The organism is Pseudoalteromonas sp. J2K-J031, from assembly GCF_058197095.2.
In genome coordinates, this window is the sequence record NZ_CM200279.1 from 1,728,272 (window position 1) to 1,752,044 (window position 23,773).

Genomic DNA, 23,773 nt, shown 5'->3' on the forward strand with positions numbered 1-23,773 from the left:
ATGGCATTTGATTACGGTTCGATTGACTTAGGACTTAAAAACCCCTTTAAAAAAGAGGGGGCAGTGACAGCCGTTCGCGGTGCAATAGAAGCTTTTTTAGGCGTGTATTTGTTAGTACAAGCAGCTTCAACTGTAAAAAATGATGCGGTCGTTGGCTGGATCACTGTGGTGTTTGGTTTGTTTTTACTCGGTTTGGGGCTAAAATCTGCCACATCGGGCATTATTGCTACATTGCGCTATTTTGTTGGTCGAAATCATCCAACTTCTCTGGCGCCTAATTTTAGTCGTTCAGAAGTCAGTACCGCTAAAGAAGAAGCCTCGTACGTTGCTTATTCAAAACAAGATTTAACCGAAATGTTGGTTGGACGCAAAAATGCAACCTTCATAGAACCTCATGGTTTTTTAGCTCACTTTTTGCACAGCGTGTTGCCTAAGCTTACTTTTATGCCGTATCCAGTGCGTAATATGGCGCAGCGTTTGTTTGGTGCTGTTGTTAAAACTGTTGTTGCATTAGTGGCCTATGGTTTAGTTGCATTTGTTTCGTTGGCAGGGTTTGCCGGTGAGATTGGCGAATTTGTTTTTCCTTTATATTCAGTTGCATTAACCTTGTATTTGCTTTTAGTGTGGCGCCAAGTGGGCACTGCGTTAGTGCGTACTGCAGATAAACATATTCCAAGTATGGGCGGCATGGTTTTAGCTAAAGTGATCGCGGGGGCCATTATTTTACCTGTTGCTGTGGGCGTGGGTTTCAGCCTTTTTTTAAGTGCCGCAAAAATGGATTTGGCCGATATGAGCCAAGTGGCATTGTATTTTCCTAAGCCGCATACCGTATTGTATTTAATGGCGATTTTAGTTGGCGCAATTGCGGTGACAGCAATCACAGCGTTAATGCTCTTTAAGCGACTTAATTATACCGAGCCCAAAGTTGAAGTATCAGAGTTACGTGAAAACTGGCAAGAGTCGGTACACCCTAACGAAATTTTCATTAATTTAGATAATTTAGTGATGGCCAATCGCCGTTATAAAGAAGTGCCCAATCGAGTTTATCAAGAGCTGGAGCCAAACTTAAATGAGCAAGTCGAAGGAAAAGGTAAGTTTTTTGGTGAAATGATCCAAGAAATTCAACCAAAAGTAAAAGCAATGGATTTAGGCGAGCATTTTAATTTAGCGCGTTTAACAAGTTTAATTTTAGGTAATGTATTTTTTATTATTGGCGCTATTTTAGTGGTGCTGTTGGCGTTTAATTTAGGCAGTGTGTATCAAACGATCAGCCAGTTTGGAGGCAAAAGCTTAAGTCGTTTATCCACCGAGCAAATTGCAAGTTTAAATGATGTTGTCAGTACTGGGGTGCATTTGTTTTTCTGCGCCATTTTACTGCGTGCGTTTGCCCGTATTTTAACTAATTCGGCCCATGTATTTTTTGCCGAAATGTTATTTGAAAGCCAGCTTATTTACTTAAAAGTAGAAGGGACATTTACCGAGTCTAAAATCTCAACCGGTACCGGTATTCATGATTCAACTCGTTCAGAAAATACTCTTGTTCGCTCAAGCATTACCCCTTGGGTGATCGTGAGTCGTATTGTGTCCAGTACGTTTGCCGCCAGTGGTATGCGTAATTTAGAACATCCGCGTTTTATTTTAGAAATGCATAAGAATGATGCAGAATTAGCGAGTATTCGAAAAGACGTAGTGGGTTTTTTAAAAGACCGAGAATCAATCGCAGCGATTACCAGCGAGCGTGATTTATATAATGCCGCGCAAATTCACGAAATAAACCAGCAATCACGCGCTGTGCCGATGCAAAATGCGATTACTCAACAACAAGATGAAACTGCAGGTTATGTGCGTCAAGAAGCGCAATTAAGCGATGAGTCAAAATCTTAACCCATTGTTTATATTTATACTAGTTTAGTAGCACTGTTTAGGAGCTCGGAGACTTAGGTGTCTCTGAGTTTTTTGTTTTTTGGAATAACTATGTCTTTAATCGCAACCACACCCAGACCACCTTATTACGCGGTAATTTTTAGCTCGGTTCGAACTGAGCTTGAGCAAGGCTACATTGAAATGGCCGATAAAATGATGATACTTGCAGCAGAGCAACCGGGTTTTTTAGGTGTTGAATCAGCCCGTAATGAACTGGGTATTACGGTATCATATTGGCAAGATTTGCACTCAATAAAATTATGGAAAGCCAATATTAGTCATCTAGAGGCACAAAATCGAGGGCGCACCGAATGGTACAGCGCCTATAAAACACGAATTGCCAAAGTTGAGCGTGACTACGAAATGGACCTGATTTAATATTTCCGTTTTGTATTATTAACAATCATGAGAGTCCCATGAACCCCATTTTTATCAGTATATCGTTATTAATTTGCAGTAATATCTTTATGACCTTTGCTTGGTATGCCCATCTAAAAGAACTCAATAATAAACCGTGGGTTATTGCTGCGCTTATCAGCTGGGGGATTGCGTTGTTTGAATATTTACTGCAGGTGCCAGCCAATCGTATTGGTTATACGGTTTTAAATGTTGGGCAATTAAAGATTATGCAGGAAGTGATCACCTTAATGGTGTTTGTGCCATTTTCGGTTTTTTATTTAAAAGAGCCATTAAAACTGGATTATTTATGGTCGGGCTTGTGTTTGGTTGGTGCGGTGTATTTTGCTTTTCGTAGCCATTTTAATTAATTATCCAGAGTGTGGTTAATCACCCTTAGTTTTGGATAATGAAGGCCTTTAGGGTCATTGAGGATAACAATATGAGATTCAGGTTTTGGCTCAAAAGAGCGGTGTTGGTTTATTGCGGTATTTTTGTGGTGCTGATGGTTGCTGAATTCGTAAAACAAACTAGCATCATAACCGCTTTAGAGCACAGTGCGCTGTGGGCAGCAATTTCAACCGCGATTTTTATTGTGGCTAGGTTCATTCAATCAAACCAAGGGGTTGCTTGCTCCATGTGCAATGATATTCCTGAGCAAAAGCCACCTCGCAATGACACCCAAGGTTAAGGTGTTGTTAAAGTGATTTGGTTGTCATTGTCATTGTCATTGGCAAAGCACACGCAATTTCTGCCCTGTGCTTTAGCTCGGTACATGGCAATGTCGGCTTGTTTAAGTGCATCTTCAAAAGGGGTTGGTGAGCCAACATGACATACACCACAGCTGGCCGTTAAGTTAAATTCATGGTGCTGGAAAACAACATTTGAATGCCTAATCTTTTCAATTAACGTTTTGGCAAGTAGCTTAGTTTGTTTGTAGGTGTAATAGGGTAAAAAAACTAAAAATTCTTCACCCCCGTAACGGCAAATAATATCGTGTTTACTTAAATTAGCTTTGAGTACCCCTGCGGTTGTTAATAATGCCTTATCACCGGCATCATGGCCAAACTCATCATTAATGAGTTTAAAAAAGTCTAAATCAAGTAAGAGCAAGCCATACACCATTTGATCATTTTTCGTTATTTGGGTATGAATTAAACGAAGGGTTGCTCGTCGGTTATACAGCTCGGTTAATGCGTCGGTATCAGCTAATTTTCTGACTTTAAAAATTAAATAGGTAATGGCACAGCCTATCATTGAACAATTAATTAATAGCGCTAACAACATGTAAAACCATAGCATGGGGATTGCGGCGTGGGTCGTTATTGAGATGAAAGGCGCGATGCTTTCTTCATTTAAAATTAAGTTGGCTGCACGATAGATAAAAACGCAAGTTAAAAATGTAATAGGTAAAATTAAGAATAGAGCGCCAATCGGTGTCGTCACTTTTCGAGCGCACTTGAACAAATCAAAGCTTAATAAGCTAAAGGCAGTAATGGCACTGAGTGAAAAAATAATGCCTAATGCATAATTTGAAGACTCCAATGGAGCAAAGAATAATCCCGCTGACAAAGTAATCAGTACTAAAAAAGCATCTATTTTGAATGAAATAGCTAGTTTAAATAATTTTTGAGTAGCAAGGCGTAATAAGTAAAAGCCACACAAAATGATGAAGTCGGCGATTTGCCAAACAACAATGTTTGAGTACGTATCTCTAAAAGTGACTAGCAAGATCCCTATTACCACGCAAAAATTTGCTATTGCGTAGAATATACTGGCTTTAGGGGCAATTTTGAGCGGATAAGTCATCAAACCCCAAGCGACCCCTGCCGTACCTGTGATAATACAAATGACCTGAATTAAAATAAGCGCTTGAGGATCAATCATTAAAGTCGGTAAAAGAGTTAGAAAGAATAACTTGTTTCAGTATAGGCATAAGGTTGCGTTAACGTTGAACAAATGCAGTTAAAAAATATCACGAATCTCGCGCTGCGATTAAATCGCCCCTAGATTGAACAAATTTCAGCCTACAAAAGTCAACGCACCCTAGTTAATACTGTTTATTCCCGCGCGTTAAATAGGTACTAATAGTCTGAATTGTCAGCATAATGACGATTAAATGTCAGTTTAAGGTATTAAATCAAATCTTAATGGTAAGATTGTCGACAATCTCACGTTGCTTGCTTGACATTAAAACAGACATCGACCATAGTCATGGCTCGTTAATTGTCGACAAAAAGCCGCTATGGAATTAGATAACCCAATAAAAACCGCTTCAGATCAAGTTTATGTCGACATACGCCAAGCGATTGTTGAAGGCCAAATCCCTCAGGGTAGTAAAATATCAGAACCCGAATTAGCAAAACGCTATGGTGTTAGCCGCGCAACCTTGCGTGAAGCACTCAATCGCTTAGAAAGTTGTCATTTGGTTGAGCGTAAAGCGAATGTCGGTTGTCGAGTCGTTGCGCTGACCGAAACAAAACTTAAAGAAATCTTTCAGGTGCGTGCCTCGCTCGAAGGGCTTGCATGTCGCTTAGCGGCGCAAAATATGCCCGATGATGAAATTGCGCAAGTCAAAGCCTTACTCGATTTACATTTAGCCAATCAACGCGTTAAACAAGGTGAATCTTATTACCAAGAAGAAGGTGATTTAGATTTTCATTACCGCATTATTAAAGGCAGTAAAAACAGTCATCTTATTCATTTACTGTGCAATGAGTTGTACCAGCTTATTCGCATGTACCGGGTGCAAATGGGCATGAATGGCCCGCGTGTTAGCCGTGCATTTGATGAACATTTAGCCATTATCAACGCCATTGCAGCCAAAGATGGCGAATTGGCAGAGCTACTGATGAAGCGCCATATTGCCTCGTCAGGCGCCAATATCGAACACAAATTTAAAGTAGCCGCAGAGCTACATACTCAATCACCGTTCAAAGTGAAAAACTAGGAGAAGACATTCATGTCAGCAGGAAAAAAATTCAGACAAGCGCTTGTAGACAATACACCACTACAAATTGTCGGCACCGTGAACGCGTATTGCGCAATGATGGCTGAGCAATTGGGGCATAAGGCAATTTATTTATCAGGCGCGGGTGTAGCAAACGCCTCTTACGGCTTACCTGATTTAGGCATGACCAGCCTTGATAATGTGCTTGAAGACATTCGTCGTATTACAGGTGCAAGCGATTTGCCATTATTAGTTGATGCGGATACTGGCTGGGGCGGTGCATTTAATATTGCCCGCACTGTAAAAGAAATGACTAAGGCCGGTGCTGCGGGTTGTCATATTGAAGATCAAGTCGCGCAAAAGCGTTGTGGTCACCGCCCAAATAAAGCCATTGTTTCTACAGAAGAAATGGTCGACCGGATCAAAGCAGCGGTCGATGCACGAACTGATCCCGAATTTTTTATCATGGCTCGCACCGATGCGTTCGCTCAAGAAGGGTTAGAAGCCGCGATTGAACGTGCTAAAGCTTATGTAAAAGCTGGTGCGGATGGGATTTTCGCAGAAGCCGTTAAAACACAAGAACATTATCGTGCCTTTAGTGAGGCACTTGATGTGCCTATTTTGGCCAATATTACGGAGTTTGGTCAGACTGAACTTTGGAATAAACAAGAGTTAGGCGAGTGGGGCGTGAGCATGGTGCTTTATCCGCTTTCAGCGTTTAGAGCCATGAATAAAGCCGCAGAAACGGTGTATTCGTCTATCCTCGAGCAAGGGGATCAAAAAGCGGTCGTTGATAGCATGCAAACTCGAATGGATTTGTATAAATATTTGGGTTATCACGACTACGAGCAAAAACTTGATTCATTATTTGCCGAAGGCAAAAATAAATAACTAAACCGTAAAATTTATCAACAGGTCGTTTGTCATCCTTATAAACGACACTAAAAATGACAACAAAATTAGGGACTTTAACATGACAGATAAAAAACTAAGTGGTGCAGGCTTACGTGGTCAAAGTGCAGGTGAAACAAAACTGTGCACTGTGGGCAAATCTGGCTCAGGTTTAACTTACTGTGGCTATGATGTATCGGACTTAGCCGATAATGCCACCTTCGAAGAAGTGGCATATTTATTATTTAACGGTGAATTACCCAATCAAGCCCAATTAACTGAATATAAAGCAGGCCTTAAAGCGCAGCGCGATTTACCACAAGCACTAAAAGAAGTGTTACAACGTATTCCTGCTAATGCACACCCAATGGATGTGATGCGAACAGGCTGTTCTTTTTTAGGTAATTTAGAGCCCGAAACCAGTTTTGATCAGCAACATATTGCAGCGAATCGCTTGTTGGCCGCATTTCCAGCCATCATGTGTTATTGGTATCGCTTTAGCCACGAGAATATTGAAATTGAATGTACGTCTGATGAAGACTCAATTGGTGGCCATTTCTTAAAATTATTAAGCGGTGAGACTCCGTCAGAGCAACATCGTAAAGTCATGGATGTCTCGTTAATTTTATATGCAGAGCATGAGTTTAACGCTTCAACCTTTACAGCACGCGTATGTGCATCAACGCTTTCAGATATGTTCTCGTGTGTTACAGGCGCAATTGGTTCATTACGTGGTCCACTTCATGGTGGTGCAAACGAAGCCGCGATGGATATGATTCAAAAATTCAGCTCACCAGAAGATGCCAAAATTCAAATGGCAGGTATGCTTGAGCGCAAAGAAAAAATCATGGGCTTTGGCCACGCGATTTACCGCGAGTCAGATCCTCGTAATGTGATCATCAAAAAATGGTCAGAAAAACTGGCCCATGAATTTGGTAATACGTCGCTGTACGATATTTCGGTTGCCTGCGAAGAATACATGTGGGATACAAAAAAATTGTTCTGTAATGCAGATTTTTTCCATGCTTCGGCCTATCACTTTATGGGGATCCCAACTAAGTTATTTACGCCTATTTTCGTTTGTTCTCGTGTCACTGGATGGGCTGCGCATGTAATGGAGCAGCGTGCCAACAACCGTATTATTCGCCCAAGTGCCGATTATATTGGTGCAGAGCCACGAAAAGTTACGCCTCTAAGCGAGCGTTAATAAAACCGTGCCCTTATTGCCAAATAAGGGCACATGGTCACTGCAAATAGGTCAAAAATTTCACACTAACAAAAAAATAAAGTGTTATTGCACCTCATTTAGCACCTCACCGTCACCCATTTTTGGAAAGAATTATGAATAGCCAATTTCGCAAACCTTTACCTGGCACTTCCCTTGATTATTTTGATACCCAAGCCGCTGTAGATGCGATTGCTCCGGGTGCGTATGCCAAACTTCCTTACACTTCAAAAGTATTGGCCGAGAATTTAGTTCGCCGCTGCGAACCTGAAAAATTAACTGATTCGCTTAAACAACTCATTGAACGTAAACGTGATCTTGATTTCCCGTGGTTTCCTGCACGTGTTGTTTGCCATGATATTTTAGGTCAAACCGCGTTAGTTGATTTAGCTGGGCTTCGTGATGCAATTGCCGAAAAAGGCGGCGATCCGTCAAAAGTAAACCCTGTGGTACCAACCCAGCTAATTGTTGATCATTCATTAGCAGTTGAGCATGCAGGGTTTGAAAAAGATGCGTTTGCTAAAAATCGCGCTATCGAAGATCGCCGTAACGATGACCGTTTTCATTTTATTAATTGGACCAAAACTGCTTTCAAAAATGTAGATGTTATACCACCGGGTAATGGGATCATGCATCAAATCAACTTAGAGCGCATGTCACCTGTGGTGCAAAGCCGCGGGGGGGTTGCTTTCCCGGATACATTAGTTGGCACCGACAGCCATACTCCGATGGTAGATGCGCTGGGGGTTATTGCCATTGGTGTAGGCGGCCTTGAAGCCGAAAGCGTGATGCTTGGCCGTGCTTCGTATATGCGTTTACCTGATATTATTGGCGTTGAATTAGTCGGCAAGCCGGCCGAAGGGATCACAGCGACGGATGTGGTATTAGCATTAACTGAATTTTTACGCGCTGAAAAAGTGGTGAGCTCTTACCTTGAGTTTTACGGTGAAGGTACCAAGCATTTAACCCTTGGCGACCGCGCTACAATTTCTAATATGACCCCAGAATATGGTGCGACAGCGGCCATGTTCTATATCGATGAGCAAACCATTGATTATTTAAGATTAACGGGCCGTGAAGATGAGCAAGTTAAACTGGTCGAAACCTATGCCAAACAAATGGGTTTATGGGCAGATGACTGCAAAGCTGCCGAGTATGAGCGTATTTTACGTTTTGATTTAACAACCATTTGTCGCAATATTGCAGGGCCTTCAAATCCGCATAATCGCGTACCAACGTCAGAGCTTGCCAAGCGCGGCATTAGTGGTGTGGTTGAAAACGATGGCGATAAAATCCCAGATGGCGCAGTAATAATTGCAGCTATCACCAGCTGTACCAATACCAGTAATCCACGCAATATGATAGCAGCGGGTTTATTGGCGCGTAATGCCAATGCCAAAGGGTTAACTCGCAAACCTTGGGTAAAATCATCTCTAGCTCCGGGCTCAAAAGCGGTGCAACTTTATTTAGAAGAGGCCAATTTATTACCAGAACTTGAAGACTTAGGGTTTGGTGTAGTAGCGTTTGCTTGTACTACCTGTAACGGTATGAGTGGCGCACTTGACCCTGTCATTCAGCAAGAAGTACTTGAACGTAAACTGTACACCACCGCGGTGTTATCGGGTAATCGTAACTTTGATGGCCGCATTCATCCTCATGCTAATCAAGCGTTTTTAGCCTCACCGCCATTAGTGGTTGCCTATGCTATTGCCGGTACAATTCGTTTTGATATCGAAAAAGATATTTTAGGTTACGACCAAGCAGGCCAAGCGGTCACACTCAAAGATATTTGGCCAACAGATGAAGAAATTAATGCGGTTGTTGCAAGTTCAGTGAAGCCTGAGCAATTTAGAAGTGTTTATAATCCCATGTTTGATTTAAAGGTTGAATATGGCGACCACATTAATCCGCAGTATGATTGGCGCCCGCAAAGCACTTATATTCGTCGCCCACCTTATTGGGAAGGCGCACTTGCAGGTGAGCGCACCATGAAGGGCATGCGCCCGTTGGCGGTACTTGGGGATAACATCACCACCGATCATTTATCGCCATCAAATGCAATTCAAATGAACAGCGCTGCAGGTGAATATTTAGATAAAATGGGTTTACCTGAAGAAGACTTTAACTCCTATGCAACGCATCGTGGCGATCACTTAACAGCGCAGCGTGCAACGTTTGCCAACCCTAAATTATTTAATGAGATGGTCAAAGAAAACGGCCAAGTCAAACAAGGTTCATTAGCGCGCCTTGAGCCAGAAGGCACAGTTACGCGGATGTGGGAAGCAATAGAAACCTACATGGCGCGTAAACAGCCACTTATTATTATTGCAGGTGCTGATTATGGTCAGGGTTCATCTCGTGATTGGGCTGCAAAAGGTGTGCGTTTAGCGGGGGTTGAAGTCATTGTGGCAGAAGGATTTGAGCGAATTCACCGCACCAACTTGGTTGGGATGGGGGTTTTACCGTTGGAATTTGTTGCTGGTGAAAATCGCCATACTTATGTGATAGATGGTACTGAAACCTTCGATGTGGTGGGTGAACCAACACCAGGCGCGATGCTGACTGTAGTGATTAATCGCACCGATGGCACACGGACAGAGGTTGCAGTGAAGTGTCGCTTAGATACCGCTGAAGAAGTCTCGATTTATGCGGCAGGTGGCGTATTACAACGCTTTGCACAAGACTTTTTAGAGTCAAACCAAGCCTAATATTTTAAGCCTCAAGTGATTCACTTGGGGCTATTTTTTTGGAGGCCAGAGCATGGCATTTAAACCACAAATAAAAATTCCAGCAACTTATATGCGCGGCGGCACCAGTAAAGGGGTGTTTTTTAATCTCACTGATTTACCATCTGTAGCGCAAGTGGCAGGTCAAGCCCGTGATAACCTGCTGTTACGCGTGATTGGCAGCCCAGATCCATACGGCAAACACACCGATGGCATGGGCGGGGCGACATCAAGCACCAGCAAAACAGTTATCTTATCAAAAAGCAGCCAAGAAAATCATGATGTTGACTACTTATTTGGTCAAGTCGCCATCGATAAACCTTTTATTGATTGGAGCGGCAATTGCGGCAATTTAACCGCTGCAGTGGGTTCTTTTGCAATCAGTAATGGTTTGGTTGATGCCAGCCGAATTCCTAAAAATGGCCTCGCCACGGTGCGTATTTGGCAAGCGAATATTCAAAAAACCATTATCGCCCACGTTCCTATCACCAACGGTGAAGTGCAAGAAACCGGTGATTTTGAGCTCGATGGCGTGACGTTCCCCGCTGCCGAAGTCGAAGTGGCGTTTATGGATCCGGCTGATGGCGAAGGCGCAATGTTCCCAACCGGTAATGTGGTCGATACGCTTGATGTGCCAGCCGTCGGCAGTTTTAAGGCCACATTAATTAATGCCGGTATTCCCACCATCTTTTTGAATGCAGCGGATCTGGACTTTACGGGGGGTGAACTACAAGATGATATCAACAATGATGACACCATTTTAGCGCGCTTTGAGACTATTCGTGCTTATGGGGCAGTTAAAATGGGGCTTATTACGGATATTGAAGAAGCCAAAACCCGCCAGCACACGCCAAAAGTAGCGATTGTAGCGCCACCGAAAAGTTATGTTTCATCCAGTGGTAAAGCGATTGCGCACAGCGACATTGATTTAAATGTTCGCGCTTTGTCGATGGGTAAATTACATCATGCCATGATGGGCACCGCTGCGGTTGCTATTGGTACCGCCGCTGCGATCCCTGGCACCTTGGTTAACTTGGCAGCGGGTGGCAATGAGCGTACCTCTGTGACGTTTGGCCACCCATCTGGCACATTAAAAGTAGGGGCACAAGCCTGTTTTGTTGATAATCAATGGCAAGTAAAAAGTGCTATTATGAGCCGCAGCGCCCGCGTGTTAATGGAAGGTTGGGTACGTGTACCGCACGAGTAATTGAAAGTCAGTAACTTGAATATTAAAACACCACCTTAAGTGGTGTTTTTTATAGCTGTTGCTTACTTAATTTCAGGACGTGTTAACGCTATAACGCCAATATTTCAGCGCGGTTACTGGGTGACCAGGCTTTATCGGCCGCCTCTTGCTGCGTTAACCAGCTTAAATCGGTGTGTTCGTTTGGGTTAAGCTTAATACGAATATCATTGGGTACACAGATACTAAACACATGTTCGGTATTGACGAACGCATTGGCTTCATAACGATGGCGCCAACAATCGCGAATTTCGTATTGATTGGTTTTATGATGATTAGTAAGGGTAATACCCAGTTGAAGAGCATCAATGCCTGTTTCTTCTTTAAGCTCACGATAGGCGGTGGTGAGTGGAGTTTCACCTGGGTCAATGCCTCCGGTAACAGATTGCCAAAAATTGGCGTCGTCTGCACGTTGGATCAATAAAAACTCACGACTATGGTTGTAAATAACCACAAGAACAGAAAAGGGTTGTCGTAATGGCATGGTGCACCTAACTCGATTTTTTGCAATTGTAACTCAAGCTTTGAGTTTACAGTAGCCAACCGACATGTTTAACCCATTGTTTAAAATAAAAAAGCAAGAAACCCTTGCTTTTAGTGGTGCTAAATTGATTAGTTTGCTGCCTGGGGCTCGACTTGAGGCGCAGTGATGGTTTCAAATAAGCTTAAAAGCAACGCTGCTTTTTCTTGATCGTTGCTGTGCTGATCAACCATAGGGTATAACAGATTTTCTTCACGTTTATTATGCCGTGCGAGTAATTGATTGAGCTGATTATACTCGGCAGCAATGTGGTATTGCTGCTGTTCGAGCTTTTCTGAAATCAACGAAAGGAGGGTCATTATTTGCTGATGTTCTTGGCGCATAGTGAGTGTTGGGCCTTGTGTCATTCCGGTTTTTTCTTCAAAAAATGGAAATAACACGGTTTCCTCCGCGACAATATGAGCCGTTAACCCTTGTGCAAAGGCAGTAAAATACCGACTAGCCAGATGCGGTAAAATCATTAAATAATGGCTAAATTGCTCGGCAAATAAATCAAGCCGTTTGTGGTCGGCTTCAAAATATTGGCTTATGGTATTTGAATCACTGATCTCTTGGATCCTTGCCAAGTTTGCAGCATCAAAGGAATAACAGTGTGGGTAGTTCTTTGATTGAGAGGTTAATTTTTTAAACGCTTTATAAATGGCTGAGGACACGGCTTGTGCTCCAAAACGAAGTGCATTATTTCGCAATCAATAGTACTGAGGCAAATATGTAAGAACTCAGCGCTGTATTGCTCCTTGTTGATAAGGGCTATTTTCGTTGTTGTGGGGCGTAAAAACCTTAATGTAAATCAACAAATGAGTCAATTTAGATTGTTTATTACACAGCATATTGAATGGCCTACGCATTCATACTTGGCCCAATCGCGCGGTGGTTTAACAGGCGCTTTATCCATACACAATTCCTTAAAAACGCAGTATTAGCAGCACACCTTGCTACACGTTGACCTAATTTAATACGGTGGGTAGGCTTAACGCAGTGGATGTGTTTAGCACTAGGTTTGAGATAATCTTAGGCAGGTAGCTAAAAATCATCAAATAAAACAGTACTATAGTTTTATCATAAAGAGTAAAACTTAAGAAAATCTTAAGTAATGACTAAAAGTGTGAGTTTGTTGGGCGTTTTAAATTAATCTACTGGAGAAAAAGTTATTACCCAGTATTGCGGTTTATTCCAGCACTAATAACAAAGATTACCTTGATACCTGTTGTGTTGTTATCAGTATTAATATTTAGAAAAAATCCTCTGCGGTTGTGTTCAAACCTTGATTAAAATATTCGTATTAAACGATTTATAAACGTATATTAATGCCCCATCCGTTCGATTTAATCTGATCTATCTAGTTCGCTCTAAGCGTAACATGCTCGTTATTATCTGTTTGTAATGGGCTGATATTGGCTTGGGTGATGATGATAAAAATGATGGCATCGTAGTGAAAAAACAGATAACAGACTTAAAAATTGTATTTACCAATGATACTGCTGGGCAGTAAAAGGAGTATCTATCATGCTTAGAATAACCTTAGAGCAATGGCGAATGTTTCGTGCAGTGGTTGAATTTGGCGGCTTTAATCAAGCTGCTGAAGGCGTGCATAAAAGCCAATCGAGTATTCATAATGCAGTAACAAAAATTGAAGCGTCTCTTGGGGTTAAACTATTTAAAATTGAAGGCCGTAAAACCCATTTAACCCCTGCAGGGCAAATGATGTTGCGCCGTGCAAACTACCTGCTTGATGAAGCTGAAAAAATAGAAGCGATTGGTCACACGTTAGGCGAGGGCATTGAAAGCATCCTTAAAATTGCTGTTGATGAAATATTTCCACAACCACCGCTTTATAAAGTCCTTGATGCACTTTCTACGCAATTTCCATTACTGCAAATTGAATTAGTTGAATCGATTTTAACAGGCGCCAGCGAATTACTTGCTAATAAAGCGGTTGATATTGCAATTTCACCCCTTTCGACCAGTAACAGCTTTAGTGAAGAGTTATGCCAAATAGATTTTGTTGCTGTTGCTACACCATCACACGCATTGCATCAATTAAATCGCGAATTAACATTAGAAGATTTAAAAAGTTATCGCCAAATTGTGGTGAGAGATTCTGCAATCACACGAAAAAAAGATGAAGGATGGTTAGGGGCAAATCAGCGCTGGACGGTTAGCCATTTACGTACCTCAATCGAGATGATCAGCAATGGCTTTGGATTTGCTTGGTTGCCTGTTACTTCAATTACTCGTGAATTAGCGTGTGAGCAGCTAAAGGCATTGCCGTTGAGTCACAACAGTAAACGTTCAGCAAAACTCTACCTTACCTTTTTAGATGCAGACCATTTAGGACCTGCTGCACAGGCTTTTTTAAATTTACTTCGTCTGGAGTGTCAAAAAATGATGGTGACCTAGCCTTATAGCACAGGCGTTTGGTTTAATTTTAAGGGGAGGATGATTTTTGCCGGTTGACGCCATAAAAAGAGTGAACAAAGCATTGAATAAAATTTAGGCATAAAAAAAGGTAAGAATAAATTCTTACCTTTTTTTCATAACTTATTCAAAGATAAGTTAGTTTCTCAATTAAAGAACAACGATGTTCTCAGCTTGAGGACCTTTTTGGCCTTTAGTTACAACGAATTGTACTTTTTGACCTTCAGCAAGAGTTTTGAAACCGTCACCAGAGATAGCGCTAAAGTGAGCGAAAACGTCAGGACCTGAAGCTTGCTCGATAAAACCAAAACCTTTAGCTTCGTTGAACCATTTAACTGTACCAGTAGTCGTGTTAGACATAATAAATCCTAATTTTTAAGAGTAATTGGGTGCCTTAGAAAAGGCGGTAGTGCTGGAAGTTGAGCTGTTACTTATAAAAACAGAACGAGGTGACAGAGATGACTCATCGTAATGGTATGAAATAAATAGACGGTGCACTTTCAAACTGCGCGAATTATATACAGCACAGAAGGGAAGTAAAGTTATATTTTCTAAAATTTAAAAATAATATTAACAACTACAGCAAGCGGATTATACAACGGGTAAAGCCGTTGCGGTAAGTCCTAAGTTAAAAAAAATAAATTAAAAGAAGACAAATTTTTGGCTGGTCATTTTTTGTTTAACATCATGATATTGAACACATTTAAAATGAAACAAAATTTTTACAAATTGGCGCGTCAATTGCTTAATAAATATGCATAATTGTTTTTTATAGGCAAATTGATGATGAAAATGCTTCCTTTAACTCTTGTTATTGTTGCAACAACAAGTGTAACAAGTTGTGCCACCTTGGAGCTTGTCACCTTTGGGATCACGGGTATTAGCTATGTTGCAACTGGAAAATCGTTGACTGATCATGCTATTTCGACTGTGATGTCACAAGATTGCGCGCTTTATCGAATTATTATTGGTCAAAATGCCTGCATAGACGAAGAGGTGCTCCCTAATTCAGTGATGCTGGCACAAGCGCCAGTTAAGGAGCCCAAAGCAAAGCGTACTCAAATGGCGGCACTTTTGCGTGAGCCTAATTCAAATCGAGATGAGTCAAAGCCTGTTGTATCGAATCTTAAAACCCCAGAGATCTCTCCCCCTACAAATGTGCATAGCAAGCTTATTTATACCGATAGTAATGCGACCTCAGTCCTTGCCAGTCAGTTACGCGGACACAGTAATAAAGCAATGCATAGTCAGTCAAATAAACAAACAACTGAACAGCAAGAGTTAATCAATGATGTAACTTGGTTAGATAGAATTGTCAGCGCACAAGCTACACCTAAGTTATTTGCCGTGTTAGGGAGTTTTAATCAGTTAGAGTTTGCTAACGAACGAATGGCAATCCATAGCGAGTACGACCCTAAATTAGTAACGGTGACCAAATCCGATCATTCGGTGCAGTACCGAGTTGTGGTCGGGCCCTTGAATGAAGAGAGTTATCAGCAATACGTGGCGCAAACCGGGCAGTTGGATGCGTGGAGGGTGATGTTATGCCAAGATAACTATTCTTTGCCGCCGTGTAATCCTCCAATGTTAGTTAATAATGCTTCTGAATAGCTCAGTCACAGGGCGCTGCGATGTCAAAAAATAACGATAAAAACCCCTTGATGGAATATGAGATAACGACTGTTCTGATATTTATCGTTAAAGACAATACGCAATTAGACACTGCTCTTGATTGATTTAAATAGATTTATTTTGCACTAAACCTATTCAAATACTATTTTCAATCAAAGGTTTATTTTTTCGCCACAGTATTGGATTGCCATATGGAAACACGTAATCAACTATTCAAATTACTTTTTATTGGTCTCTTTTTAGAATCATTAGCCATGTCGTTTGTTTATGGCACTTATCTTGAAGTGGTATTCATTGGTTTACCGGCATTAGTGATGCCGCTTTACTTTACCAAAGTAGCTCCAGAGAGTGTTCTGACGCGCCATACTTCAGCCATTGCAGCCATGATTTTTGCGTGTTTGCATATCCATCAAATGAATGGTCTGATTGAAGTGCACTTTGAAATATTTATTTTGATGGCATTTTTGATTATTTACAGTGATTGGCGTGTTTTTATTTCAGCCATATTGGTGGTAGCTGTGCATCACCTCTCTTTTTATTACCTGCAACTTAATAATGTTGGGGTGTATATTTTTGATGCCGATCGTTTGCAATTTTCTACGGTATTAATTCATGCTGCATATGCTGTTGTAGAAGCATTAATTGCGGGTTATATCGCTAAAACTTTATTTAATGACAGTATTGTGGGCAAAGAGCTATCAAGAATTACTGAGCATTTAACCCAAAATAAAAATAGTATTGATTTATCGGTCCGATCATCAATAGTAAATAATCGCGTGCTCAATGGCTTTAACGAACTGCTGAATTTACTTGATAACTTAATTGCTGATGTAAAAAAACAATCAAACGTGCTGGTCAAAAACACTCATAATTTAGTGAATGTGAAAGTGGTATTAGAAGAATCAGCCGCTATCCGACAGCAAGAAACGGGTTTAATCGCAAGCTCAATTGATCTGATGGCACAAACCGTTTCGACTATTGCTACAGATACCGCTCAGTTGAGTGAGCAAATGAAACTTGCAAAAGATTTAACGCAAGCAACCGAAGAAAATATCATCGATATTAACAACAACAATAAAACCCTAAGCCAAGCATTAGCTAAAACCAGTGATGAAATTCAAGAGCTCGCTAAATCAAGTGAGATTATTACGGGTGTCTTGTCTGAAATTACCGGAATTGCAGATCAAACAAACTTGTTAGCCCTAAATGCAGCGATAGAAGCAGCTCGGGCGGGTGAACAAGGCCGCGGGTTTGCAGTGGTTGCAGATGAAGTGCGTGCACTTGCCAATCGCACAAAAGAAAGTACTGATAAAATAGGCCAGACGATTACTCAATTGAAAAGTTATTCTAAAAGTTCAACAGAAGCAATGAAAGTATGCATTACGACTGTGCAAAGTGTTATTGATGTAGCCGGGAAGGCTAATGCACAAATGCAAGAGACGACGTTGTTAGTTGCCAGTGCCAGTGACATAGCAATGTCGGTTGCCGCAGCGGTTGATGAGCAATCAAGCTCGACGCAGAGTATTGCGCTGAGCACTGAAAATATGCGCTCGGCCAGTCAAGAGGATATCAGCAAAATTGATTCATTATCGCTTGAAGCAGATAACATAAAACGTTCAACGCAATGTCTGGAAAAGGGAATTGAAAGTTTCAAATAATTTTGAACAGCACAAGCACAGCATACTATTTATTCTCTGGATAATAACGACGTTGTGTGCAGGTGTTTATTTTGTGCAAGCTCGGTTGGTGTGGTTCGACCCGCATGGTGTATTACATAACGTATCAAGCACTTTGTTGCTTGATACGTTGGCTAAGACGCCTGCGTTAGCGCAGCATGATTTTTCAAATACCTTTGTCCATTTTGTTGATAAGTCATGTCAATGTTCAGCCATGAGCGAGACACACAAAAAAGAGCTGACGCTTAAAGCGCAGCAATTGGGGTTTAATGTCATCACGGTTGAAGTCAGTCAAGAACTCAAAGATATTATTCCATCCACGCCAGCGGCGTTGATTGTCACGCAAGCACATAAATTAGTGTATTTTGGTCCTTATTCTGTTGGTCTTGCCTGCGCAAGTGGTAACAGCCTTATTGATACTGCTTTACATAATTATCAGCAAGGGTTTAGTTCTGACTTAATAGAACATCAAGCGAGAGGGTGTTACTGCAATGTGTGAATTATTTTTTATGTATAAATAGGTTTAATTACGGACAAGCTAGACAGTATCTGTTTTTTTAAACAATAATAACTACTACTAAGTCTTTATTCATCTGGGGAAAATGAATGAAAACCGCACTAAAGCCGAAAGATGAAAACCTGCGACTTAAAACATTATTTAGTTATGATATTTTAGATACCTCTGGAGAGCTTATTTTTGATGAGCTAACTCAGCTGGCTTCTGAAATTTGTGAAACTCCGATAGCATTAATCAGTTTAGTCGATCCAGACAGGCAGTGGTTTAAAGCAAAAGTGGGACTTGATGCAGATGAAACAAGCCGTGATATTGCATTTTGTGCTCATGCCATTTTAGAAAAAGAGTTATTTGAAGTACCAAACACGTTAGAAGATCCCCGTTTTTTCGATAATCCGTTAGTGACCGAGGGGCCAAAAATTCGGTTTTATGCTGGCACTCAGCTATTGGCTCCAAATGGTCAAGCTATTGGTACATTATGCGCTATTAGTGATAAGCCAAAAGAATTAACAGTTCAACAAAAAAAGGCGTTGACCATTTTGGGACGTGAGGTTATTGCGCAATTAGAATTACGTAAACACATTTTATCTCTTGAAGAAGCAAATCAAAATAAAACCGAGTTTTTGTCTCGGATCAGCCATGAAATACGCACACCATTAAACGCAATTTTAGGTTTTAGCGATTTATTGCTTGAGCGAGCCAACACCTATCAACTACCCGATGAAGCTAATCAGTATATTAAACACATCCATTTTAGTGGCCAGCACTTATTAGCTTTAATTAACAGTGTGCTTGATTTAAATAAAATCGAAGCGGGTAAAATGGAACTCCAGCTTGATTCGGTTTGTTTAATGGAATTAGTGCAAAATATTTATACGATGCTGGCAAATGAAGCAAAGAAAAAAAGCCTGGTTTTTACCCTTGAATGTGCAGATGATTTACCAAAATATGTCATCACAGATGGCGAAAAACTAACTGAGGTGTTGGTTAATCTAGTGAGTAACAGCATTAAATTCAGTGATGCAGGAGCTACGGTATTACTAAAGATATCGCTACAAAAAAACCAAGAAATATGTTTTGAGGTGATTGATCAAGGGATGGGGATCTCGGCTGCAGATCAGGCATTATTGTTTTCAAAGTACAAACAAGTGGGCAATCATAAGCGCGGTGGTACAGGGATTGGGCTGAATTTATGCAAAGGCTTGGTTGAATTAATGGGGGGGAGTTTGCACCTGACCAGCGAGTTAGGTAAAGGCACTCACGTACAGTTTTATTTAGCGGCCAAAGAGTGTAAAACCCCAGCTGCTATTGCAACAGCGCAACCGCACTTACACCAATCCTTACGTACCTTGATTGTTGAAGATAATCCTTTAAATCAAATGGTGGCCAATGCCTTGTTTAAATCTATCGGCTGTGATGTGACTTTAGCCACAACGGGTGAAGAGGCGATAAAAATCCTTAAGCAAACTCAATTTGACTGTATTTTGATGGATATCATGTTACCAGGAATATCAGGCCATGAAGCATTACAGCAAATAAAACAACTAGGTATAACGACCCCAATAGTCGTTATGACCGCAGATATTTTTTCTGGGGATTATTTAAAACAAGGTTTTGATGGTTTTATTAGTAAACCAATTGAGCGACAAGTTGTTATTAATACGCTTAACCGTATGATGAATATGTGATGCGTCAACCTTAAACGAGCGTTAGTCGCTCGTTTTTAACGACAAAGTGGCAATTTGGCTTTTTGAAATAGGGCTTTGTTCAGTTGTGAGGATGAGCGTTGATGGGTCTTGCCAAACGATCCCTTCCCACTGCGCATAGGTTGGCAGTTCAAAATAGCGTGCCGTGTCGGGTTTAATGGCTAAGTTTTCAATCTCAAATAGCCAGACAAATGCAGAACCAAAAATGCGTTGTTGTGTGTACCCGACCAGCGCTAACGTATTATTTTGGTCGTTGTAATCGGCGCCAGTAATGAGCCCCTCAATATTTAAACGCGTTATCGGGCTGAGAGTTTGGTGTGGTTGATCTAATGTTAATTGATACAAAAAAGTGTGGCCATCTTGCCAATTTTTTGAAAATAACCACAGTGTTTGCTGCACTAACGTTACTGCTTCACAATCGTAATTATGGTGGTAGGGCATATTTTTATCAGGTTGATTTTTATAATTAAAGTGCTGTACTGTCGCGACATGTGATGATAAGTCAGGGGCTTGTTCAAGCGTTTGCCAAGCGATGTGATAAAGCTCAAAGTTACGCCGATTCCCTGAGTTATTTCCGCAATCTGCAATAATCAAATGTTCATCATTGCTAGCCAATGATTCCCAATCTTTATTGATGCCGTTACTTAATGTAATTGTTTTATCAATACTAAGCCAATCGTCACTTAAGCGATAAAGGTTTGCTTGGTCACCGCTGTCATTAATACTCCAAATTTGACCATTATGTGTTGCAAGCCCTGATGTTTCATGAAGCGTATAAGGTAATGGGTTTATTAATTTAAATGTTACTTCTTTTTTCGAAAGCGGCTTTACTACCAGTTGAAGGGTGTCCTTTGCAGTGTAAATTGGCGTAGCGCCAATACAGCCACCGATCATTGCTAATGATATTAATAAAAATAGTGGTGTGTGTTTAAAGCCAATCACGCAGAACCCCTTATAAAAAAGAGTGCCAATTGTAGCGTGTATTGGTGCACGATGTTAGCGGTTTCATTTGATGCTTGCACTCAAAATAGCGCGTTGTACCGTTAAAAGATTGGTGCAAATAATAAAATTAGTATCTTTTTTGTTAAATAATTTGATCTTTATGTCACAGCAGTTTAGATTTATGAAAGCGCTTACATATTCCGTGCATTTTTTTTGGCTTTAAATGGAAGCGCTTACATGAATGTTGTTCTGCACTAGAATGATGTACCACTTATGATAATTAACTTAACTGTCTGTATCGGGGCTGAAGTAATGAAAAAAACAGCAATACAAACCACGTCAGTTCTAGCACTGCTCTCAGCTACTATGCTAGTTGGTTGTGGCGGCGGTGCTAAAACGACAACCGATCTCACCAAAATAGATCCTAGCCTTGCGGTCAGTGATTGGAAAATGGTGTGGAATGATGAATTTGATAGCACACGTATCGATGATAGAAAATGGACTCACGAACTAAACTGTGATGGCGGCGGCAATAACGAAGCGCAATGTTATACCGACAGTGATGAAAACTCATTCATCGCAGAAGGTAAACTGAATATTGTAGCTAAACCTGCTCCAGAGGGATCAGCAAAACCTTATACTTCAGCCCGATTGAACAGCCGTTATAAAGCCGATTTTAAATATGGTCGCTTTGAAATGAGCGCAAAATTACCTTCAGGTCAAGGTAGTTGGCCAGCGTTTTGGATGATGCCGACCGATGAAGTATATGGTGAGTGGCCACGTTCGGGTGAGATTGATATTTTAGAATCGGTTAACCTAAAAGCGGCAACAAACGACGGCGGTGTTGAAAGCAATATTTACGGCAGTTTACACTACGGCCGTGCATGGCCAAACAACGCAAGCTCAGGTAAAGCCTATGCCTTGCCTGAAGGGGTCAATCCAGCCGATGGGTTTCACACTTATGCCATCGAATGGCAAGAAGGCGAGATCCGTTGGTATGTTGATAACCACCTTTATGCAACGCAACGTAAATCGCAAGTTCGTTATAATAGTAAAGATGAAGCGGTTGGCTTATCTCACCGAGGTTGGTTTACTGAATATTTCGACCAAACATCAGGCGAACTGACAACCTATTGGACAGATGCTCCATTTGATCAACAATTTTATCTCATTTTAAACTTTGCTGTCGGTGGTAATTGGCCTGAAAACGTGAATGAATTAGGCATTGATGCAGCGGCTTTTGCAAATGGCCAAGTATTTGAAATTGACTATGTGCGCGTTTATGAATGTACCATTGAACCCAATACAGGCAAGGGCTGTGAGACCGTGCGTGCAGGTTACGATAAATTAACCGATGCCTTGGTTGAAGGTGCAGCTCCAATCCCATCTCCTCCATCAACGGGTATTCCACAAAATCTCACTATTTTTGATGGGGCGCTTAATCCAAATTGGCCTGCTTGGGATTGTTGTGGTGGTTCTTCGCCAAGTGTGGTGTCTGATCCTGAGCGTGGCGATGTAATGCGTTTTACCGTTGGTGCTCAACCGACCGTAAATGGCTTTATTAGTCGCGGCGAATTTATTACCGATCCAAATGGTAAAGCGTCACCGTTTGATGCCTCGCCAATTATTGATAATGGCAGCATTAGCTTTGCAGTCAAAGTGACTTCTGCGCCAAATAATCCTGATGCAACGTGGTTAATGAAAGTCGAAAGTCTAGGCGGTTCAACCGCAATCGAAGTACCGTTATCAACCAGTACCGAAGGCGTATCAGTGGCTGTTGGTCAATGGCAAACTTATACATTCCCATTACAAGCATTAGCTGATTTGGGTCTGGATATCAGCTCTATTGATGTGATTATGATTTTCCCTGCATGGGGCAGCGGTGAAGGGGCGCAATACCTTGTTGATGATGTGAAAATTAGCCAAGAGATCAATTACCCAGAACTTGTGTTGTTTGAAAATGGCATGAATCCAGATTGGCCAATGTGGGATTGCTGCGGTGGTTCAACACCTACTGAAGAGATGGATGATGCTGATCACGGTTTGGTGGCTGAATTTACAATTGGCGCTCAACCTACGGTGATGGGTTTTATTACACGCCCAGCTAATGCTGGTGGTGATAAACCATTTGATGCCAGTGCAATTTTAGACTCAGGTGTACTACGTTTTGACATGAAAGTCGTTAATGCGCCTAGCAATCCAGATTCAAGCTGGTTGATTAAACTAGAATCTGACAATGGCGCATCTGCGGTTGAATGGCCAATTACCAATAGTGTCGAAGGTGTTGCACCAACAACTGGCCAGTGGCAAACATATAGCTTTAAGATTGCTGATTTAGCCAATGCTGGGCTTGATGTGAGTGCAATTGATGTGATCATGATTTTCCCTGCATGGGGCACAGGCGAAGGCGCGGTTTACCGTGTCGATAACGCAAAAATCTTTAATCCAGATGCTAAACCAGCCAATGGCTTAACCTTGTTCAAAGACACAGTCGCTAAACAGTGGAGTATTTGGGATTGCTGCGGTGGATCAACACCGACCGAAGAAGTCGATGATGATGCGCACGGTGCCGTTGCACAGTATAAAATTGGTTCGCAACCAACCGTTATGGGCTTTTTCGCCGAAGATGGTGTTTATCACGATGCTTCAGCCGACTTAGCACAGGGTGTTGTACGCTTTGAGATGAAAGTGATTGATGCGCCAAATAGCCCCGATGCGGTTTGGACTTTTAAAATTGAAGCGGGCGATGCATCCAGTGCTGTTGAGTTACCTTTATCGGCAAGCAGTGAAGGTGAGGCGGTTAAAAATGGTCAGTGGCAAACGTACACCTTCCCATTACAAGCGCTTTATGATGCTGGGTTAGATATCAGTGCCATTGATGTGGTGATGGTATTCCCATCATGGGGTAAAGGTGAAGGCGCGGTTTACCGGATTGATAACGCAATTATTGCTACGCCTTAATTGCTCAATCAGACATGAAATGGCAAAGA

The 23,773-nt window shown here is 41.5% G+C and carries 20 protein-coding genes; 15 read left to right on the forward strand and 5 right to left on the reverse strand.

Going from position 1 to position 23,773, the window contains the following annotated elements:
* The 4 genes from AC3KZC_RS07880 to AC3KZC_RS07895 all read left to right on the forward strand — a co-directional run bounded on the left by AC3KZC_RS07880 (position 1) and on the right by AC3KZC_RS07895 (position 3,010).
* A complete protein-coding gene (locus AC3KZC_RS07880) occupies positions 1-1,884 on the forward strand; it encodes a hypothetical protein (protein ID WP_490579254.1) in 1,884 nt (627 codons plus the stop codon).
* A gap of 90 nt (positions 1,885-1,974) precedes the next feature.
* Positions 1,975-2,301, forward strand: coding sequence for an antibiotic biosynthesis monooxygenase family protein (locus AC3KZC_RS07885; RefSeq protein WP_490579253.1), 327 nt, complete (start codon positions 1,975-1,977; stop codon positions 2,299-2,301).
* 38 nt (positions 2,302-2,339) lie between these two features.
* The gene (locus tag AC3KZC_RS07890; RefSeq protein ID WP_490579252.1) at positions 2,340-2,690 is read left to right on the forward strand and encodes a DMT family protein; all 351 of its coding nucleotides are present in this window, start codon (positions 2,340-2,342) and stop codon (positions 2,688-2,690) included.
* A 71-nt stretch (positions 2,691-2,761) separates the two neighbouring features.
* Positions 2,762-3,010: a hypothetical protein gene (locus tag AC3KZC_RS07895; RefSeq protein WP_490579251.1), complete on the forward strand. Its 249-nt coding sequence runs from the start codon at positions 2,762-2,764 to the stop codon at positions 3,008-3,010.
* On the opposite strand, the gene AC3KZC_RS07900 is transcribed toward AC3KZC_RS07895, so the two are convergent.
* Positions 3,007-4,206, reverse strand: coding sequence for a GGDEF domain-containing protein (locus AC3KZC_RS07900; RefSeq protein ID WP_490579250.1), 1,200 nt, complete (start codon positions 4,204-4,206; stop codon positions 3,007-3,009). The genes AC3KZC_RS07895 and AC3KZC_RS07900 overlap by 4 nt on opposite strands.
* Before the next feature lie 358 nt (positions 4,207-4,564).
* On the opposite strand from AC3KZC_RS07900, the gene AC3KZC_RS07905 reads away from it, so the two are divergent.
* The 5 genes from AC3KZC_RS07905 (at position 4,565) to prpF (ending at position 11,318) form a co-directional block, all read left to right on the forward strand.
* A complete protein-coding gene (locus AC3KZC_RS07905; RefSeq protein WP_490579249.1) occupies positions 4,565-5,269 on the forward strand; it encodes a GntR family transcriptional regulator in 705 nt (234 codons plus the stop codon).
* A 12-nt stretch (positions 5,270-5,281) separates the two neighbouring features.
* Positions 5,282-6,160: a methylisocitrate lyase gene (gene prpB / locus AC3KZC_RS07910; RefSeq protein ID WP_490579248.1), complete on the forward strand. Its 879-nt coding sequence runs from the start codon at positions 5,282-5,284 to the stop codon at positions 6,158-6,160.
* 82 nt (positions 6,161-6,242) lie between these two features.
* Positions 6,243-7,367, forward strand: coding sequence for a bifunctional 2-methylcitrate synthase/citrate synthase (gene prpC / locus AC3KZC_RS07915; protein ID WP_490579247.1), 1,125 nt, complete (start codon positions 6,243-6,245; stop codon positions 7,365-7,367).
* A gap of 134 nt (positions 7,368-7,501) precedes the next feature.
* Positions 7,502-10,093, forward strand: coding sequence for a Fe/S-dependent 2-methylisocitrate dehydratase AcnD (gene acnD, locus AC3KZC_RS07920; RefSeq protein ID WP_490579246.1), 2,592 nt, complete (start codon positions 7,502-7,504; stop codon positions 10,091-10,093).
* Positions 10,094-10,145: 52 nt separating this feature from the next.
* Entirely contained in the window at positions 10,146-11,318 is a 1,173-nt protein-coding gene (prpF, locus tag AC3KZC_RS07925; RefSeq protein WP_490579245.1) for a 2-methylaconitate cis-trans isomerase PrpF, read from the forward strand.
* Positions 11,319-11,406: 88 nt separating this feature from the next.
* On the opposite strand, the gene nudB is transcribed toward prpF, so the two are convergent.
* The gene (nudB, locus tag AC3KZC_RS07930) at positions 11,407-11,838 is read right to left on the reverse strand and encodes a dihydroneopterin triphosphate diphosphatase (protein ID WP_490579244.1); all 432 of its coding nucleotides are present in this window, start codon (positions 11,836-11,838) and stop codon (positions 11,407-11,409) included.
* A 128-nt stretch (positions 11,839-11,966) separates the two neighbouring features.
* The gene (locus tag AC3KZC_RS07935; protein ID WP_490579243.1) at positions 11,967-12,548 is read right to left on the reverse strand and encodes a hemerythrin domain-containing protein; all 582 of its coding nucleotides are present in this window, start codon (positions 12,546-12,548) and stop codon (positions 11,967-11,969) included.
* An 853-nt stretch (positions 12,549-13,401) separates the two neighbouring features.
* Between AC3KZC_RS07935 and AC3KZC_RS07940 the strand changes: the two genes are divergently transcribed.
* The gene (locus AC3KZC_RS07940; protein WP_490579242.1) at positions 13,402-14,295 is read left to right on the forward strand and encodes a LysR family transcriptional regulator; all 894 of its coding nucleotides are present in this window, start codon (positions 13,402-13,404) and stop codon (positions 14,293-14,295) included.
* Positions 14,296-14,463: 168 nt separating this feature from the next.
* Here the strand turns inward: AC3KZC_RS07940 and AC3KZC_RS07945 are convergent, their stop codons facing one another.
* A complete protein-coding gene (locus AC3KZC_RS07945) occupies positions 14,464-14,673 on the reverse strand; it encodes a cold-shock protein (protein ID WP_009840058.1) in 210 nt (69 codons plus the stop codon).
* Between the two features lie 423 nt (positions 14,674-15,096).
* Between AC3KZC_RS07945 and AC3KZC_RS07950 the strand changes: the two genes are divergently transcribed.
* From AC3KZC_RS07950 to AC3KZC_RS07965, 4 genes are all read left to right on the forward strand, one after another.
* Positions 15,097-15,924 (forward strand): hypothetical protein, encoded by an 828-nt coding sequence (locus AC3KZC_RS07950; RefSeq protein WP_490579241.1) that lies wholly within the window; start codon positions 15,097-15,099, stop codon positions 15,922-15,924.
* 212 nt (positions 15,925-16,136) lie between these two features.
* Complete coding sequence (locus tag AC3KZC_RS07955; RefSeq protein ID WP_490579240.1) at positions 16,137-17,603, forward strand: methyl-accepting chemotaxis protein; 1,467 nt, start codon at positions 16,137-16,139, stop codon at positions 17,601-17,603.
* A 73-nt stretch (positions 17,604-17,676) separates the two neighbouring features.
* On the forward strand, positions 17,677-18,120 hold the full coding sequence (locus tag AC3KZC_RS07960; protein WP_490579239.1) for a DUF6436 domain-containing protein: 444 nt from the start codon (positions 17,677-17,679) through the stop codon (positions 18,118-18,120).
* Positions 18,121-18,227: 107 nt separating this feature from the next.
* The gene (locus AC3KZC_RS07965; RefSeq protein ID WP_490579238.1) at positions 18,228-19,823 is read left to right on the forward strand and encodes a GAF domain-containing hybrid sensor histidine kinase/response regulator; all 1,596 of its coding nucleotides are present in this window, start codon (positions 18,228-18,230) and stop codon (positions 19,821-19,823) included.
* A 21-nt stretch (positions 19,824-19,844) separates the two neighbouring features.
* On the opposite strand, the gene AC3KZC_RS07970 is transcribed toward AC3KZC_RS07965, so the two are convergent.
* A complete protein-coding gene (locus AC3KZC_RS07970; RefSeq protein WP_490579237.1) occupies positions 19,845-20,783 on the reverse strand; it encodes a hypothetical protein in 939 nt (312 codons plus the stop codon).
* A gap of 312 nt (positions 20,784-21,095) precedes the next feature.
* On the opposite strand from AC3KZC_RS07970, the gene AC3KZC_RS07975 reads away from it, so the two are divergent.
* Entirely contained in the window at positions 21,096-23,744 is a 2,649-nt protein-coding gene (locus tag AC3KZC_RS07975; RefSeq protein ID WP_490579265.1) for a family 16 glycosylhydrolase, read from the forward strand.
* The last annotated feature ends 29 nt before the right edge of the window (positions 23,745-23,773 follow it).

Bases quoted from the DNA above. Each gene is read 5' to 3' on its own strand.
- AC3KZC_RS07880 (WP_490579254.1), top strand. From the start codon at position 1: ATGGCATTTGATTACGGTTCGATTGACTTAGGACTTAAAAACCCCTTT.
- AC3KZC_RS07885 (WP_490579253.1), top strand. From the start codon at position 1,975: ATGTCTTTAATCGCAACCACACCCAGACCACCTTATTACGCGGTAATT.
- AC3KZC_RS07890 (WP_490579252.1), top strand. From the start codon at position 2,340: ATGAACCCCATTTTTATCAGTATATCGTTATTAATTTGCAGTAATATC.
- AC3KZC_RS07895 (WP_490579251.1), top strand. From the start codon at position 2,762: ATGAGATTCAGGTTTTGGCTCAAAAGAGCGGTGTTGGTTTATTGCGGT.
- AC3KZC_RS07900 (WP_490579250.1), bottom strand. From the start codon at position 4,206: ATGATTGATCCTCAAGCGCTTATTTTAATTCAGGTCATTTGTATTATC.
- AC3KZC_RS07905 (WP_490579249.1), top strand. From the start codon at position 4,565: ATGGAATTAGATAACCCAATAAAAACCGCTTCAGATCAAGTTTATGTC.
- prpB (WP_490579248.1), top strand. From the start codon at position 5,282: ATGTCAGCAGGAAAAAAATTCAGACAAGCGCTTGTAGACAATACACCA.
- prpC (WP_490579247.1), top strand. From the start codon at position 6,243: ATGACAGATAAAAAACTAAGTGGTGCAGGCTTACGTGGTCAAAGTGCA.
- acnD (WP_490579246.1), top strand. From the start codon at position 7,502: ATGAATAGCCAATTTCGCAAACCTTTACCTGGCACTTCCCTTGATTAT.
- prpF (WP_490579245.1), top strand. From the start codon at position 10,146: ATGGCATTTAAACCACAAATAAAAATTCCAGCAACTTATATGCGCGGC.
- nudB (WP_490579244.1), bottom strand. From the start codon at position 11,838: ATGCCATTACGACAACCCTTTTCTGTTCTTGTGGTTATTTACAACCAT.
- AC3KZC_RS07940 (WP_490579242.1), top strand. From the start codon at position 13,402: ATGCTTAGAATAACCTTAGAGCAATGGCGAATGTTTCGTGCAGTGGTT.
- AC3KZC_RS07945 (WP_009840058.1), bottom strand. From the start codon at position 14,673: ATGTCTAACACGACTACTGGTACAGTTAAATGGTTCAACGAAGCTAAA.
- AC3KZC_RS07950 (WP_490579241.1), top strand. From the start codon at position 15,097: ATGATGAAAATGCTTCCTTTAACTCTTGTTATTGTTGCAACAACAAGT.
- AC3KZC_RS07955 (WP_490579240.1), top strand. From the start codon at position 16,137: ATGGAAACACGTAATCAACTATTCAAATTACTTTTTATTGGTCTCTTT.
- AC3KZC_RS07965 (WP_490579238.1), top strand. From the start codon at position 18,228: ATGAAAACCGCACTAAAGCCGAAAGATGAAAACCTGCGACTTAAAACA.
- AC3KZC_RS07975 (WP_490579265.1), top strand. From the start codon at position 21,096: ATGAAAAAAACAGCAATACAAACCACGTCAGTTCTAGCACTGCTCTCA.